The following is a 13,378-nucleotide window of genomic DNA, read 5'->3' on the forward strand; positions in this document are numbered from 1 at the left end:
TCGTTTGATAGACATGATTCATGTCCACCGACCTGCGCCACTCGCACCTGCCCATCGACGGCCGCACGCTCCACGTCGTGGAGTCCGGCGACCCCGCGGGCCGCCCGTACCTCTTCCTGCACGGCTGGCCGGAGTCATGGCGGACCTGGCTGGGCGTGATGGCGGCCGCGCCGGACGGCGTTCGGACCATCGCCGTCGACCTGCCCGGCATCGGCGGGTCGGTCGGCGCGGTCGACGGCGGCTCGAAGCGCGCGCTGGCGGCGGCGGTGCACGCCCTGGTGCGCGAACTCGGCCTCGCCGACGCCACGTTGATCGGCCATGACGCCGGCGGAATGGCGGCCTACGCCTACCTCCGCCGCTACCGGGAGGCCGGGGACCGGGAGCGCGTCGGCCGCGTCGTCATCATGAACACCGTCATCCCCGGCGTCCCGCCGTGGGAGGACGTGCTGCGCAACCCCTACATCTGGCACTTCGGCCTGCACGCCGTCCCCGACCTGCCGGAGACCCTGGTCCAGGGGCGCCAGGCCGCGTACTTCGACTACTTCTACGACGTGCTGTCCGCCGACCCCCGGCGGATCACCGCCGAGTCGCGCGCCGCCCACGCCGCCGCCTACGGCAGCCCGGCGGCGCTCACCGCCGGGTTCGACCTCTACCGGGCCTTCGCGCAGGACGCCCGGGACAACGCCGCGTCCGCCGAGGCCGGGCCCGTCGAGACCCCGCTGCTGTACGTGCGGGGCGACCGCGAGGGCGGCGACCTGCGGGCGTACGCGCAGGGCTTCCGCGAGGCGGGGGTGCGGCGGCTGACCACGGCGGTGGTGGCCGACGCCGGGCACTTCGCCCAGGAGGAGCAGCCCGCCGAAGTCTGGCGGCTGATCGCCGAGTTCGCGGCCTGAGCCCCGCCGGAGCCGGCCCCGCCGCCACCCGGTCGCCCCCTTCCCCCCTTCCCTCCCTTCGTACGTCCGAACGCCCGAGCGGCCCGCCCGTGCGGGCCACGCTCGGTCACCGCGATCGGGCCGCCGCGCCGACCGTGCCGGCGGTGCCGACGCATCGCCGCTGATGGCGTCCGCCGAGGCCGGACGTACGGAGAGTGACGGGCCGGGGCGACGGGTCGGACTTGAATCTTTACGAACGGATGTTCGATCCTGGGGGTGTGTCCGCTTTCGAATCTATTTTCGAATCCACCGTCGAGCGCCCCCGGCTCCGACCGGTGGCGTCCCCGGCTGCCCCGCCGGGGGCCGGGCCGTCCTCCGCCGCGCCCGGCGGCCTGGTGCCGGTGGTGCCCGCGCTGCGCGGGGTGCTGCCGGACGGCGGGCTGCGGCGCGGGGCGGCGGTGTCGGTGGCGGGCGGGGACACCGGGCTGCTGCTGGCGCTGGCCGCCGGAGTGCGGGAGACCGAGGGCGGGTGGGCGGCGGCGGTCGGGCTGCCGGACCTCGGGCTGGCCGCCGCCGAGGGGTACGGGCTGGACCTGCGGCGCCTGCTGCTGGCGGACGACCCGGGCCCGCACTGGCCCGAGGTGGTGTCGGTGCTGGCCGGCGCGGTGGAACTGGTCATGCTGCGCCCGGACGGGCCGGTGCCGCCGAAGCTGGCCGCCCGGCTGGCGGCGGTGCTGCGGCGCAGCGGCTGCGTGCTGCTGGTGGCCGGTCCGTGGCCGGGGGCGGCGCTGCGGCTGGGGGTGCGGTCCGGGCGCTGGTTCGGGCTGGGGGACGGCCACGGTCAGCTCGCCGGACGGCAGGTGGAGGTGGTGGCCGAGGGGCGCGGCTCGGCGGTGCGCGGACGGACGGCCCGGCTCTGGCTGCCGGACGAGCACGGCGCGGTGCGGCCGGTGCGGGAGCATGCCCAGCACGCGGCGGAGCCGATCGCGACCGGGCCGATCGCGACCGGGCCGATCGCGGCGGTGGTGTGAGATGGCGGACGACCGTACCCCCCGGGTGCTGGCGGTCTGGTGCCCGGACTGGCCGGTGGTGGCCGTCGCCGACGGTGACCCCGAGACCCCGGTGGCGGTGACCGAGGGCGGGCGGGTCCTGGCCTGCTCGGCGGGTGCCCGGGCGGCCGGGGTGCGGCAGGGGCAGCGGCTCAAGCTGGCCCAGCGGCTCTGCCCGGCGCTGGAGCTGCGCGACCGCGACCCGGAGGCGGAGACCCGCCGCTTCGAGCCGGTGGTCGCGGCGGTGGAGGCGTTCACGCCCCGGGTGGAGGTGGTCCGTCCGGGCCTGTGCGCGATCCCGGTGAAGGGCCCGGGCCGCTACTTCGGCGGCGAGGAGCCGCTGGCGGCCCTGGTCGGCGCGGCGGTGGCGGACGCTCTCGGGCGGCCGCCCGTCCCGGACGCCGTCCCGGGGGCCGTCCCGGACGCGCCGACCCCCACCTCCACGCCGCCCCCCGCCTCCACGCCGGCCCCCGCCCCCGAAGCCCCGCAGGCCCGGATCGGCATCGCGGACGGCCTGTTCGCCGCCGTACTCGCCGCCCGCGCCGGGGTGCTGGTGCCACCCGGCCGGACGGCGGAGTTCCTGGCCCCGTACCCGGTGGCCGTGCTGGGCGACGAGGCGCCGGCCGAACTGCTCGGGCGGCTCGGCCTGCCCACCGTCGGGTCCTTCGCCGCGCTGCCGCCCGAGGCGGTCGCCGACCGCTTCGGCCCGTCCGGGACGGCCGCGCACCGGCTGGCCCGGGGCCTGCAGCCGCGCCCGCTGGCGCCGCGCGACCAGGGGCCGGACCTCGCCGTCGAGCAGCGCTTCGACCCGCCGGAGCGGCTGGCCGAGCCGCTGGTGTTCGTCGCCCGCACGCTGGCCGAGCGGCTGCACCAGCAGCTGGCCGGGGCCGGGCTGGTCTGCCGCCGGGTGGCCGTCGAGGTGGCCTGCGCGGACGGGCGGACGGCCTCCCGGCTGTGGCGGCACGAGGGCCGGCTGTCGGCGACGGCGCTGGCCGAGCGGGTCCGCTGGCAGCTGCAGGCCTGGCAGAGCGCGGGCACCTTCGCCGACTCCGGCGAGGGCTTCACCCTGCTCCGGCTGGCCCCGGACGGCCTCTCCCCGGACGGCGGCCGCCAGCTCGCCCTGTGGGGACAGGCCGTCGCGGACGACCGGGTGGAGCGCGCGGTGGCCCGGGTGCAGGCGGTGCTCGGGCACGCCGGGCTGCGCCGGATCGAGCCGGCCGGCGGCCGGGGCCCGGGCGAGCAGCAGGTCAGGGTGCCGTGGGGCGAGCCGTACGAGGCGGCGGCGTCGGCGGACGCGCCCTGGCCGGGCCGGCTGCCGGACCTGTGGCCGGCCGTGGTGCTGCGCGAGCCCGCGCCGGTGCGGGTGTTGGACGGGGCCGGGCTGCCGGTGACGGTGGACGGCCGGGCGGGGGTGTCGGCCCGGCCGGCCCTGGTCGTGGTCCGGGGCCGGGAGGAGCGGGTGGAGGGCTGGACCGGGCCCTGGCCGGCGGTCGAGTACTGGTGGGACCAGTCGCTCGCCCGCCGCCGGGCGCGGTTCCAGGTGGTGGTGGACGGCGGCCGGGCGCTGCTGCTCACCGTGGAGGGGGGCGAGTGGCACCTGGAGGCCGGCTACGACTGACGGCCCCCAGCAGGACCGAACTCCAGCAGGACCCGGGGGAGCAGGACCAGCACGAGAACGACGAAGGCAACCCCGATGGGCTTCACCAGTCACCCCACCCTTCCGTGGAGCGAACTGCACCGCCGGCTGACCGGCGCCGCGCCGGACCGCACGGTCGTTCCGCTGCGCCGCCCCGCCGAGGAGCCCTCCGCCCAGGAACTCCCTACCCAGGAACCCCCCGCCGCGACGACCGGGGGCACCGCCGAACCCTGGGCCGAACTGCACGTCCACTCCGCCTTCAGCTTCCTGGACGGCGCCAGCGACCCGGAGGACCTGGTCGCCGAGGCGGCCCGGCTGGGCGTGGAGACCCTGGCGATCACCGACCACGACGGCCTGTACGGCGCCGTGCGGCTCGCCGAGGCGGCCCGGGGCACGGGCGTGGCCACCGCCTTCGGCGCCGAACTGACGATCCGTCACCAATCCGGCACCGAAAGCGGCACTGAAAGCCGCCCCGGAAGCCGCCGCGAAAACGGCCCCGGAAGCCGCCCCGAAACCGGCACCGAACACCTCCTGGTCCTCGCCCGCGACCCGGCCGGCTACCGCCGCCTCTCCGCCGCGATCGCCGCCGCCCAGATGGCCGGCGGCGCCAAGGGCCGCCCGGCGTACGACCTCGCCGAGCTGGCCGGGGCGCACGGCGGCCACTGGGCGGTGCTCACCGGCTGCCGCCTCGGCCGGGTCCCCGCCGCGCTGCCCGACCGGGCCGAGGCGGAGCGCCGACTGCGCACCCTCACCGAAGCGTTCGGCCGCGAGAACGTCCACGTCGAGCTGATCGACCAGTGGCTGCCCGGCGACGACCGGCGCAACGACGCCCTCGCCGCGCTCGCCGGAGAGCTGCGGCTGCCCGTCGTCGCCTCCACCAACGCCCACCACGCCGGCCCCGCCCAGGGCCGCCTCGCGCAGAGCCTCGCCGCCCTGCACGAGCGCCGCACCCTGCAGGAGGCGGCCGGCTGGACCAGGGCGTCCGGCACCGCGCACCTGCGCTCCGGCCGCGAGATGGCCGCCCGGCTGTCCCGCTTCCCGGGTGTCCAGCGCGCCACCGCCGAACTCGGCCGGGCCTGCGCCTTCGACTTCGCCAAGCTGGACCCGGAGCTGCCCGGCTACCCCGTCCCCGAGGGCGAGACCGAGATCAGCCACCTGCGCGCCCTGGCCGCGGCCGGCGGCCCGGCCCGCTTCGGCCCCGGCAACGCCGCCGCCCGCCGTCAGCTCGCCAAGGAGCTGGACGTCGTCGAGGACCTCCGGCTGGCCGGCTACTTCCTGATCGTGCACGACATCGTGGACTTCTGCCGCCGCGAGGGCATCTGGTGCCAGGGCCGCGGCTCGGCCGCCAACTCGGCGCTCTGCTACGCCCTCGGGATCACCGCCGTCGACCCGATCCACTACAAGCTGCTGTTCGAGCGCTTCCTCTCCACCGCCCGGGACGGGCCGCCCGACATCGACCTGGACATCGAGAACCGCCGCCGCGAGGAGGTCATCCAGTACGTCTACCGCCGCTACGGCCGGGCGCACGCCGCCCAGGTCGCCAACGTGATCACCTACCGGCCCCGGCTGGCGATCCGCGACGCCGCCCGGGTGCTCGGCTACCCGCAGGGGCAGGTCGACGCGTTCAGCCGGCAGACCGACTTCCGCTCCGCCCCCGGCGCGGACGCCGTCATCCCCGCCGACGTGCTCTCGCTCGCCACCCAACTCCACGGCCTGCCCCGCCACTTGGGCATCCACTCGGGCGGCATGGTGCTCACCAGGGAGCCGATCGGCGAGATCTGCCCGACCGAGTGGGCCCGGATGCCCGGGCGCTCCGTCCTGCAGTGGGACAAGGAGTCCACCGCCGGTGCCGGGCTGGTGAAGATCGACCTGCTCGGCCTCGGCATGCTCGCCGCGCTGCACGACGCCTGCGACCTGATCGCCGAACACCACGGCCTGCACTACGACTTGGCCGGCATCCCGGACGACGACCCGGGCGTGTACGCGATGCTGCGCCGGGCCGACACGGTGGGCGTCTTCCAGGTCGAGTCCCGGGCGCAGATGGCCACCCTGCCCCGGCTCAAGCCGGACCACTTCTACGACCTGGTGGTCGAGGTCGCGCTGATCCGCCCCGGCCCGATCCAGGGCGGCTCCGTCCACCCGTACCTGCGCCGCCGCGCCGGGGTGGAGCCGCCCGGCTGCCCGCACCCGCTGATGGAGAACGCCCTCGGCAAGACCCTCGGGGTGCCGCTGTTCCAGGAGCAGATGATGCAACTCGCCATCGACTGCGCCGGGTTCACGCCCGCCGAGGCCGACCGGCTGCGGCAGGCGATGGGTGCCAAGCGCTCGCACGAGCGGGTCGCCCGGCTGCGCGAGCGGCTGCTCACCGGGATGGCCGAGCGCGGCATCCCGCCCGAGGTGGCGCAGGACGTCTACGGCAAGATCGAGGCCTTCTCCAACTACGGCTTCCCGGAGAGCCACGCGATCAGCTTCGCCTACCTGGTGTACGCCAGCGCCTGGCTCAAACACCACTTCCCGGCGGCCTTCACCTGCGCCCTGCTGGCCAACCAGCCGATGGGCTTCTACTCGCCGCTCAGCCTGGTCGCGGACGTGCGGCGGCACGGCGTCCGGGTGCGCGGGGTGGACGTCAACGCCAGCCGCCCGCGCCCCACCCTGGAGCCGTACCGGGGGCCGACCCCGAAGCCGCCGCTGACCGCCGGTCGCCCGCAGCCCGCCATCCGGCTCGGCCTGGAGACGGTGCGCGGCATCGGCACCCCGCAGGCCGAGGCGATCGCCGCCGGGCAGCCGTACGCGGACCTGGAGGACTTCGCGCGCCGCACCGGCCTGCCCGCGCCCGCCCTGGAGGCGCTGGCCACGGCCGGGGCCTTCGACTGCTTCGGCCTGACGAGACGTCAGGCACTGTGGTCGGCGGGCGCGTTCGCCGGGATCTCGGCCGCGCTCATCCCCGGTACCACCCCCGGGGTCGACGCCCCGGACCTGCCCGGCATGAGCCCGGTCGAGGAGACCATCGCCGACCTGTGGGCCACCGGCACCTCCGCCACCAGCCACCCGCTCCAGCACCTGCGCGCCCACCTGGAGCGCGGCGGCGCGCTCCCCGCCGACCGGCTCCCGGACGTGCCGCCGGGGACGGCGGTGGTGGTCGGGGGGCTGGTCACCCACCGGCAGCGGCCGCCCACGGCCGGCGGGGTGCTCTTCCTCAGCCTGGAGGACGAGACCGGGCTGATCAACGTGATCTGCAACCGCCCGGTCTGGGAGTCGCAGCGCCGCACCGCCCTCGACCGGGCCGGCCTGCTGGTGCACGGCCTGATCGAGCGCGACCGCGGCGCCACCAACCTGATCGCCACCCGGCTCACCCCGCTCCGGATCGGCCTCTGAGCGCCGGCCGTCCGCAGTCGACCGGCGCCCGCCTCCGGGCGGGGTGGCCCACCCGGGCGGGGTGAAGCACCCGAGCGCCCGGGCGGGGTGAAGCACCCGAGCACCCGGGCGGGGTGAAGCCCGCCGGTGGGATCACCCCAGCGGCTGCCGCCCCTTGCCCGGCCCGCCGGCGAAGGCCTGGGCGATCGGCAGCCAGGCGTCCGCGACCGGTCCGGTCGCGCGGAGGGCGAGGTCGTCCCGGTGGCGGCGCTGGGTCACCAGCAGGCAGAAGTCCAGCGCCGGGCCGGTCACCACGTCCGCCGCGTCCGCCGGTCCGATGCTCCACAACCCGCCGTCCGGGGCGGTCAGTTCGAGCCGGACGGGCTGCTCCGGCGCCGGCCGCCGGTGCAGCGCGAAGGCGAAGCCCAGGGTGCGCAGCCCCAGGTGGGCGATGTGCCGCAGCCGGTCGGTGGGCTCCGGGGTGACGCCGAGCGCGTCCGCGACGTCCTGCCCGTGCGCCCAGGTCTCCATCAGCCGCGCGGTCGCCATCGACGCGGGCTTCATCGGCGGGCCGAACCACGGCAGTTTGGCGTCCGCCGGGGTCCTGGCCAGGGCCGCCCGCAGCTGCTCCCGCCCGGCCCGCCAGCGGGCCAGCAGGATCGCCGGCTCGGCGGCCGCGCCCTCCCGGGCGCCCGCCTCGACCGGGTCCCCGGCCGCCAGCAGTTCGCCGAACAGGTCGCCGAGCGCCGTCCCGAAGCCCTCCGGGTCGCGGGCCGCCAGCGTCGCGTAGTCGTCCGTCCAGGCGAGGTGGGCGATCTGGTGCGCGATCGTCCACCCCTCGGCCGGCGTCGCCCGCGCCCAGTCCTCGGCCGGCAGTCCGGTGACCAGTTCGTCCAGCACCGCGCTCTCGGCCGCCAGGTCCGCCAGCAGTCCGGCCAACACGTCCACCGCGCTCCTCGGGTGTGCCATCGCCTCCCCTTCGTCTCGGCCGCCCCGGCTACCCGCAGGTAGCCCCGGGCGCACCCTACGCCCGTGCCGCGCCCCGTTTCCGGCACTCCGCGAAACACCCACGTCAGGACTCTCGCCACGGCCCGCACCGCGTGGGACGATCGCGCGATGACGCGCGCGGACACCCGGCCGGCCGTGCCACCCGAGGCCCCCGGCGCCCCCGACCCGGGCCACCCCGGCCCCGATCTCGCCCCTGCCCCCACCCCCGCCCCCACCCCCGCGCCCGACCTCGACGCGCAGGCCGCCGACCTGGTGCGGACCGCGGTGCTCGGCGACCTGGCCCGCCGGGTGGTGGCCGAGTGCGGGGCGGACGTCGGGCTGGTCGGCGTGCCGGAGCCGCTGCCCGTCCGCGGCCCGGGGCGCGGCCACCGGCAGCAGGGCGGCGCCGGCCAGGGCATGGTGCTGCGCCACTGGGCCGGCACCCGGGCCGGACTGCTGCACGACCTGGCCGTCCCGGCCGGCACCGGGCTCGGCGGCCGGGCGCTGGTCGAGCGGGTGCCCAGCTGGGTCCCCGACTACCGCGCGGCGACCACCATCTCGCACCACCACGACGACGCCGTCAGCGCCGAGGACCTGTACGCGATGCTCTCCGTCCCGCTGGTGGACCCGGACGGCGGCGCGGTGCGCGGAGTGGTGTACGCCGCGCTGCGCGACGTCGTCCCGTTCGGGGACGTCCGGATCTCCGCGGTCGCCACCCTGGCCGCGACCGCCGGCCGGGCCCTGGCCGGGGCCGCCGCCTGGTGCCGGGAGAAGCCCCGGGCGGCGGCCCCCGCACCGCCGTTGACCCCGCGCGAGCACGAGGTGCTGCGCTGGGCGGCGACCGGCCGGACCAACCCGGAGATCGCCGCCCGGCTGGGGCTGACCTGCAACACCGTGACCGGCTACCTCAAGTCCGCGATGCGCAAGCTGGGCGTCCGCAACCGCACCGAACTCGCCGTCGCCGCCCGGGAGTCGGGCCTGCTCGACCGAGCCTGAGCGTGACCCTGAGCCCGAGCCGCCCGCTCGACCGAGGCGCCCGGCCGGGGCCCGAGCGGCAGGCCCTAGTTCACCTTCCGCTCCCGCCCGGCCCAGTACGGCTCGCGCAGCCGGAACTTCTGCAGCTTCCCGGTGGCGGTGCGCGGCAGGGCGTCCCGGATCTCCACCGAGGTCGGCGACTTGTAGCCGGCCAGCCGCTGCTTGCAGTGGGCGATCAACTCGGCCTCGGTGACGCCCTCCCGGCCCTCCCGCAGGACCACCAGCGCCTTGACCGTCTCGCCCCACTTCTCGTCCGGCACCCCGATCACCGCGGCCTCGGCCACCGCCGGGTGGGCGTACAGGCAGTCCTCCACCTCGATCGAGGAGACGTTCTCCCCGCCGCTGATGATGACGTCCTTCTTCCGGTCGGAGATGGACAGGTGGCCGTCCGTGACGGTGCCGCCGTCGCCGGTGTGGAACCAGCCGTCCCGCAGCGCCTCGGCGGTGGCTTCCGGCTGCTGCCAGTAGCCGTCCAGCACGGTGTTGGAGCGCACCAGCACCTCGCCGGAGCCGTCCACCTTCAGCTGCGTGCCGAGCGTGGGCGCGCCGGCCTGCACCAGCTTCTCGGCCCGCTCGGCGGCCGGCAGCGCGTCCCACTCGGCGCGCGAGCGGTTGACGGTGACGGCCGGCGAGGTCTCGGTCAGCCCGTACAGCTGCATGAACTCCCAGCCGAGCACCTCCTCGACCTGCTGCACCACCGAGGTCGGCGGGGGAGCGCCGGCCACGATCATCCGCACCTTGTCCCGCCCGGGGACCGGGCCGTCCCAGTCGGCGGCCGCGTCGAGCACCATCTGCACCACGGCGGGCGCGCCGGACAGGAAGGTCACCCCGTGCCGCTCGACCCGGCGCAGGATCTCCGCGCCGTCCACCTTGCGCAGCACGATGTGCCGGGCGCCGAGGCCGGTGAGGGAGAACGGCAGGCCCCAGCCGTTGGCGTGGAACATCGGCAGGGTGTGCAGGTAGACGTCCCGGTCGTTGGCGCCGTAGTGCAGGCCCATCAGGGTGGCGTTGAGCCAGATGTTGCGGTGGGTGAGCTGAACGCCCTTGGGGCGGGCGGTGGTTCCGCTGGTGTAGTTGATGGTGGCGGTGTCGTTCTCGGAAATCCCGTACGGCTTGGGGGCGTTGTCGAAGTCGTAGAGCAGCGCGTCGCTGTCCGCCCCGATGACGAACTTGTGCTTGGCCACCACCCCGCCCAGCGCGTCCGCGAGTTCGGGGTCGACCAGCAGCACGGAGGCGCCGCTCTGTTCGACGATGTACGACACCTCCTCGGCCTTGAGCCGGAAGTTCACCGGGACCAGCACCCGGCCGTAGCCGCTCACCCCGAAGAAGGAGGTGAGCAGCCGGGCCGAGTTGTGCGACACGATCGCGACCCGCTCGCCCGGCCCGACGCCGAGCCGGTCCAGCCCGGCCGCCTGCGCCCGGGCCAGTTCGGCGATTCGCCGGTAGCCCAGTTCGCCCCAGGATTCGGCGGGCTGCTCGGGCTCGTCGACGATGCCGACCCGGTCGCCGTAGACCAGCTCGGCCCGGTCGAGGAAGTCCATCACGGAGAGTGGAATCTGCATGCGCCCACTGTCCTCTCCTCACGGCCCCTTGCACACCCCCGATCGGGGGTGTCACCCGCCTGTCGAGACGGCTCCCGCCACACCGGCCCGTTCCACACCGGCACCAGAACCCGCACCGGCACCGGCCCCGCCCCCGGCGGCCGCCAGCGCCGCGGCCAGCCGGTCCCGGGCCTCGGTCTGGGCGGCGATCCGGCGCTCCAGCACCGCCAGCCGCTCCCGGACGATCCGCAGCACCCGCTCGGACGGCGGGCCGGCCAGCACGTCCCCGTCCAGGCAGCCCAGCAGCGGCCGGACGTCCTCCAGGGTGAGCCCGACCGCCAGCAGCGCCCGGATGTTGCGCACCCGTACGACCGCCGAATCCCCGTACTCCCGGTAGCCGTTGGGCGCGCGCTCGGAGTCGATCAGCCCGGCCTGCTCGTAGTGCCGCAGCGCCCGCGGCGTACTGTCGGTCCGCCGGGCCAGCTCCCCGATCCGCACCCGCGCGGCCCCCGTCCGTCTCAGCCCACCAGCGCGCCCCCGTCGACGGACAACACTACGCCGGTGACGAACGACGCCTGCGGCGAGGCGAGTCGGGTGATCGCCCAGGCGACCTCCTCGGGCCGGCCGATCCGGCCCAGCGGGGTGTGCTCCAGCTGCCATGCGCGAACTCCCGCCCGCTGTTCGGGGCTGAGGCCCGCGTGCTCGCCGATGGGCGTCTCGATCGCCCCCGGTGCCACCGCCACCACCCGGACGCCGCGCGGCGCCAGCTCCACCGCCCAGCTGCGGGTGACCGTCTCCAGCGCGGCCTTGCCCGCCGCGTACACCGCGTTGGACGGCCAACCGCGTTGCCCGACCGCGGTGCTGACGTTGACGATCACGCCCCGGCTCCGCTCCAGCGCGGGCAGCGCGGCCTGGCCGAGCAGCACCGGGGCGACCAGGTTGGTGCTCAGCTGCGCCTCGACGCCCGCCCGGGTGTAGCCGCCGATCGCCCCACCGCCGCCGGTGACGCCCGCGTTGTTGACCAGCACGTCCAGCCGCCCGAACCGCGCCAGCGCCGCCCCGACGACCGCCTCCGGCGCGTCCGGCCCGGTCACGTCCGCGACCAGCGGCTCGATCGCCTCCGGGTACGCGGCCGCCGCCTCCGCCAGCGGCTCCGGCCGCCGTCCCACCGCCAACACCCGCGCCCCTTCGGCCGCGAAGGCCCGCGCGGTCGCCCGCCCGATCCCCGTCCCGGCCCCGGTGACCACCACCACCCGCTGCTGAACCATGTTCTCGTCGCTCATGCGAGAAGCCTCCGACCCTGCCGCCAGTGTCAAGGTCAAGTCGGGCCCGCGATGACCACCCGGGCCCGATCCCTGCTAGGAAGGTCCCCGACGCACGGTCACACCTCCACGGGGAGAGCACTCATGAGCGACCAACGGCCCGCCACCCTCTTCGAGGCGGTCGGCGGCACCGACGCGCTGCGCCGCCTCAGCCGCACCTTCTACGACGGCGTCCTCGCCGACCCCCTGCTCGCGCCCGTCTTCGCCGACTTCACCGCCACCCACATCGAGCACGTCGCCGTCTGGCTGGCCGAGGTGTTCGGCGGCCCCACCGCCTTCACCGACGAACTGGGCGGCCACCAGGCCCTGCTCCGCGCCCACCTGGGCCTGGCCATCACCGAGGAGCAGCGGCTGCGCTGGATGGAGCTGATGGCCGGGGCCGTCCGCCGGGAGCTGCCGGACGACGCCGAACTGCGGCGCCGGGTGCTGGACTACTTCGACTGGGGCACCAGGATCGCCGAGGACGTCTCCGCCTCCCCGGCCGGCACCGACCTCGGCGAGCCCGGCCCGATCCCGCACTGGGGCTGGGAGGGCCTGGAGAAGTGACCGTCGCCCTCGACACGCCCCCGACAGCGGACGGCCTGCTGCTGCGGCCCTTCGAGGACGCCGACGCGCCGGCGCTGATCGAGGCCTACCGGGACGAGACGCTGCGCCGCTTCACCCGGATCCCGCTGGACGACCCCGAGCAGGCGGCGCACTGGCTCGCCCTGCAGTACGACGGCTGGGCGGCGGGCACCCGGTACAGCTTCGCCGTCCTCGACGCGGGCCGGCTGGTCGCGAACGTGGCGCTCAAGCGCGGCACCCCGGGCGGGGAGACGGCCGAGGTGGGCTACTGGACGGCGGCCCCGGCGCGCGGCCGGGGCGTGGCGCCGCGCGCGGTCGAGGCGGTGACCGCCTGGGCGTTCGAGGCCTTCGCCGTGGACGGCCTGGACGGCCTGCGGCGGATCGACCTGCTGCACCAGGTGGACAACCACGCCTCCTGCCGGGTGGCGGAGAAGAGCGGCTACGCGTTCCGGGAGGTGCTGTCGGCGCTGCCCCCGGAGTTCCCGCTGGACGGCCACCGGCATGCCCGGAATCGGCTGGACGTACCGGAAGCGGGCAGGTGAGAGTAGGCGCATGGCTTCTCTGGTACGACATGTGACGATCGATTGCGCCGACCCGTTCGCCCTGGCGGGCTTCTGGGCGGAGGTCCTGGACGGCACCCTCGCCGAGGACGACAACCCGGGCGACCCGGAGGCGGTGGTGGAGTCGGCCGGCGCCTCGCTGCTGTTCATCCGGGTGCCGGACACCAAGTCGGTGAAGAACCGGGTGCACCTCGACCTCCAGCCGCAGGGCCGCACCCGCGACGAGGAGGTCGAGCGCCTGCTCGCCCTCGGCGCCACCGTCGTGGGGGACCACCGCGAGCCGGACGGCAAGGGCTGGGTCACCATGGCCGACCCGGAGGGCAACGAGTTCTGCGTGGAGCGCAGCGGGCCCGAGCGGATCGCCACCGGCGACGCGTAGCGAGCGTCACACGGGAGGGTGAGCGCCCGGGCCGTCGCAGAAGACCCGTCCGATAATCGACCCTGTCCGAGGCCCCGCC

Annotated in this window: 12 protein-coding genes; 8 read left to right on the forward strand and 4 right to left on the reverse strand. The window is 76.2% G+C overall.

Features of this window, described 5'->3' with window-relative positions; genetic code table 11:
- Positions 1-20: 20 nt before the first annotated feature.
- The 4 genes from AB2U05_RS26165 (at position 21) to AB2U05_RS26180 (ending at position 6,932) form a co-directional block, all read left to right on the forward strand.
- Entirely contained in the window at positions 21-893 is an 873-nt protein-coding gene (locus AB2U05_RS26165) for an alpha/beta fold hydrolase (protein ID WP_369184422.1), read from the forward strand.
- Between the two features lie 257 nt (positions 894-1,150).
- Complete coding sequence (locus AB2U05_RS26170; protein WP_369184423.1) at positions 1,151-1,903, forward strand: hypothetical protein; 753 nt, start codon at positions 1,151-1,153, stop codon at positions 1,901-1,903.
- Position 1,904: 1 nt separating this feature from the next.
- Complete coding sequence (locus AB2U05_RS26175; RefSeq protein ID WP_369184424.1) at positions 1,905-3,539, forward strand: DNA polymerase Y family protein; 1,635 nt, start codon at positions 1,905-1,907, stop codon at positions 3,537-3,539.
- A gap of 75 nt (positions 3,540-3,614) precedes the next feature.
- A complete protein-coding gene (locus tag AB2U05_RS26180; protein WP_369184425.1) occupies positions 3,615-6,932 on the forward strand; it encodes an error-prone DNA polymerase in 3,318 nt (1,105 codons plus the stop codon).
- A 132-nt stretch (positions 6,933-7,064) separates the two neighbouring features.
- Here AB2U05_RS26180 and AB2U05_RS26185 read toward each other — a convergent pair whose 3' ends face one another.
- Positions 7,065-7,880, reverse strand: coding sequence for a TIGR03084 family metal-binding protein (locus AB2U05_RS26185; RefSeq protein WP_045701943.1), 816 nt, complete (start codon positions 7,878-7,880; stop codon positions 7,065-7,067).
- Between the two features lie 147 nt (positions 7,881-8,027).
- Here AB2U05_RS26185 and AB2U05_RS26190 point away from each other — a divergent pair, with 147 nt between their 5' ends.
- Complete coding sequence (locus AB2U05_RS26190) at positions 8,028-8,894, forward strand: LuxR C-terminal-related transcriptional regulator (RefSeq protein ID WP_369184426.1); 867 nt, start codon at positions 8,028-8,030, stop codon at positions 8,892-8,894.
- Positions 8,895-8,959: 65 nt separating this feature from the next.
- Here the strand turns inward: AB2U05_RS26190 and AB2U05_RS26195 are convergent, their stop codons facing one another.
- Genes AB2U05_RS26195 through AB2U05_RS26205 form a run of 3 tightly spaced genes read right to left on the reverse strand, consistent with a single transcriptional unit; the run spans position 8,960 to position 11,757 of the window.
- Positions 8,960-10,495 (reverse strand): AMP-binding protein, encoded by a 1,536-nt coding sequence (locus tag AB2U05_RS26195; RefSeq protein WP_045701945.1) that lies wholly within the window; start codon positions 10,493-10,495, stop codon positions 8,960-8,962.
- A 51-nt stretch (positions 10,496-10,546) separates the two neighbouring features.
- Positions 10,547-10,972 carry a MerR family transcriptional regulator gene (locus AB2U05_RS26200; protein ID WP_369184427.1) on the reverse strand — a complete coding sequence of 142 codons (426 nt, stop codon included), beginning with the start codon at positions 10,970-10,972 and terminating at the stop codon, positions 10,547-10,549.
- Between the two features lie 20 nt (positions 10,973-10,992).
- Entirely contained in the window at positions 10,993-11,757 is a 765-nt protein-coding gene (locus AB2U05_RS26205) for an SDR family NAD(P)-dependent oxidoreductase (protein ID WP_369184428.1), read from the reverse strand.
- 123 nt (positions 11,758-11,880) lie between these two features.
- Between AB2U05_RS26205 and AB2U05_RS26210 the strand changes: the two genes are divergently transcribed.
- Genes AB2U05_RS26210 through AB2U05_RS26220 form a run of 3 tightly spaced genes read left to right on the forward strand, consistent with a single transcriptional unit; the run spans position 11,881 to position 13,299 of the window.
- On the forward strand, positions 11,881-12,342 hold the full coding sequence (locus tag AB2U05_RS26210) for a group II truncated hemoglobin (RefSeq protein ID WP_369184429.1): 462 nt from the start codon (positions 11,881-11,883) through the stop codon (positions 12,340-12,342).
- Complete coding sequence (locus AB2U05_RS26215) at positions 12,339-12,902, forward strand: GNAT family N-acetyltransferase (protein WP_369184430.1); 564 nt, start codon at positions 12,339-12,341, stop codon at positions 12,900-12,902. Before AB2U05_RS26210 ends, AB2U05_RS26215 begins: the two co-directional genes overlap by 4 nt.
- A gap of 10 nt (positions 12,903-12,912) precedes the next feature.
- The gene (locus tag AB2U05_RS26220) at positions 12,913-13,299 is read left to right on the forward strand and encodes a VOC family protein (protein ID WP_045701955.1); all 387 of its coding nucleotides are present in this window, start codon (positions 12,913-12,915) and stop codon (positions 13,297-13,299) included.
- Positions 13,300-13,378: the final 79 nt, after the last annotated feature.

The sequence above is a fragment of the Streptomyces sp. Y1 genome (assembly GCF_041053115.1).
GTDB lineage: Bacteria > Actinomycetota > Actinomycetes > Streptomycetales > Streptomycetaceae > Kitasatospora > Kitasatospora rubellomurina.

Coding starts and splice junctions, on each gene's coding strand:
- AB2U05_RS26165 (WP_369184422.1), top strand. CDS start 21: ATGTCCACCGACCTGCGCCACTCGCACCTGCCCATCGACGGCCGCACG.
- AB2U05_RS26175 (WP_369184424.1), top strand. CDS start 1,905: ATGGCGGACGACCGTACCCCCCGGGTGCTGGCGGTCTGGTGCCCGGAC.
- AB2U05_RS26180 (WP_369184425.1), top strand. CDS start 3,615: ATGGGCTTCACCAGTCACCCCACCCTTCCGTGGAGCGAACTGCACCGC.
- AB2U05_RS26185 (WP_045701943.1), bottom strand. CDS start 7,880: ATGGCACACCCGAGGAGCGCGGTGGACGTGTTGGCCGGACTGCTGGCG.
- AB2U05_RS26190 (WP_369184426.1), top strand. CDS start 8,028: ATGACGCGCGCGGACACCCGGCCGGCCGTGCCACCCGAGGCCCCCGGC.
- AB2U05_RS26195 (WP_045701945.1), bottom strand. CDS start 10,495: ATGCAGATTCCACTCTCCGTGATGGACTTCCTCGACCGGGCCGAGCTG.
- AB2U05_RS26205 (WP_369184428.1), bottom strand. CDS start 11,757: ATGAGCGACGAGAACATGGTTCAGCAGCGGGTGGTGGTGGTCACCGGG.
- AB2U05_RS26210 (WP_369184429.1), top strand. CDS start 11,881: ATGAGCGACCAACGGCCCGCCACCCTCTTCGAGGCGGTCGGCGGCACC.
- AB2U05_RS26220 (WP_045701955.1), top strand. CDS start 12,913: ATGGCTTCTCTGGTACGACATGTGACGATCGATTGCGCCGACCCGTTC.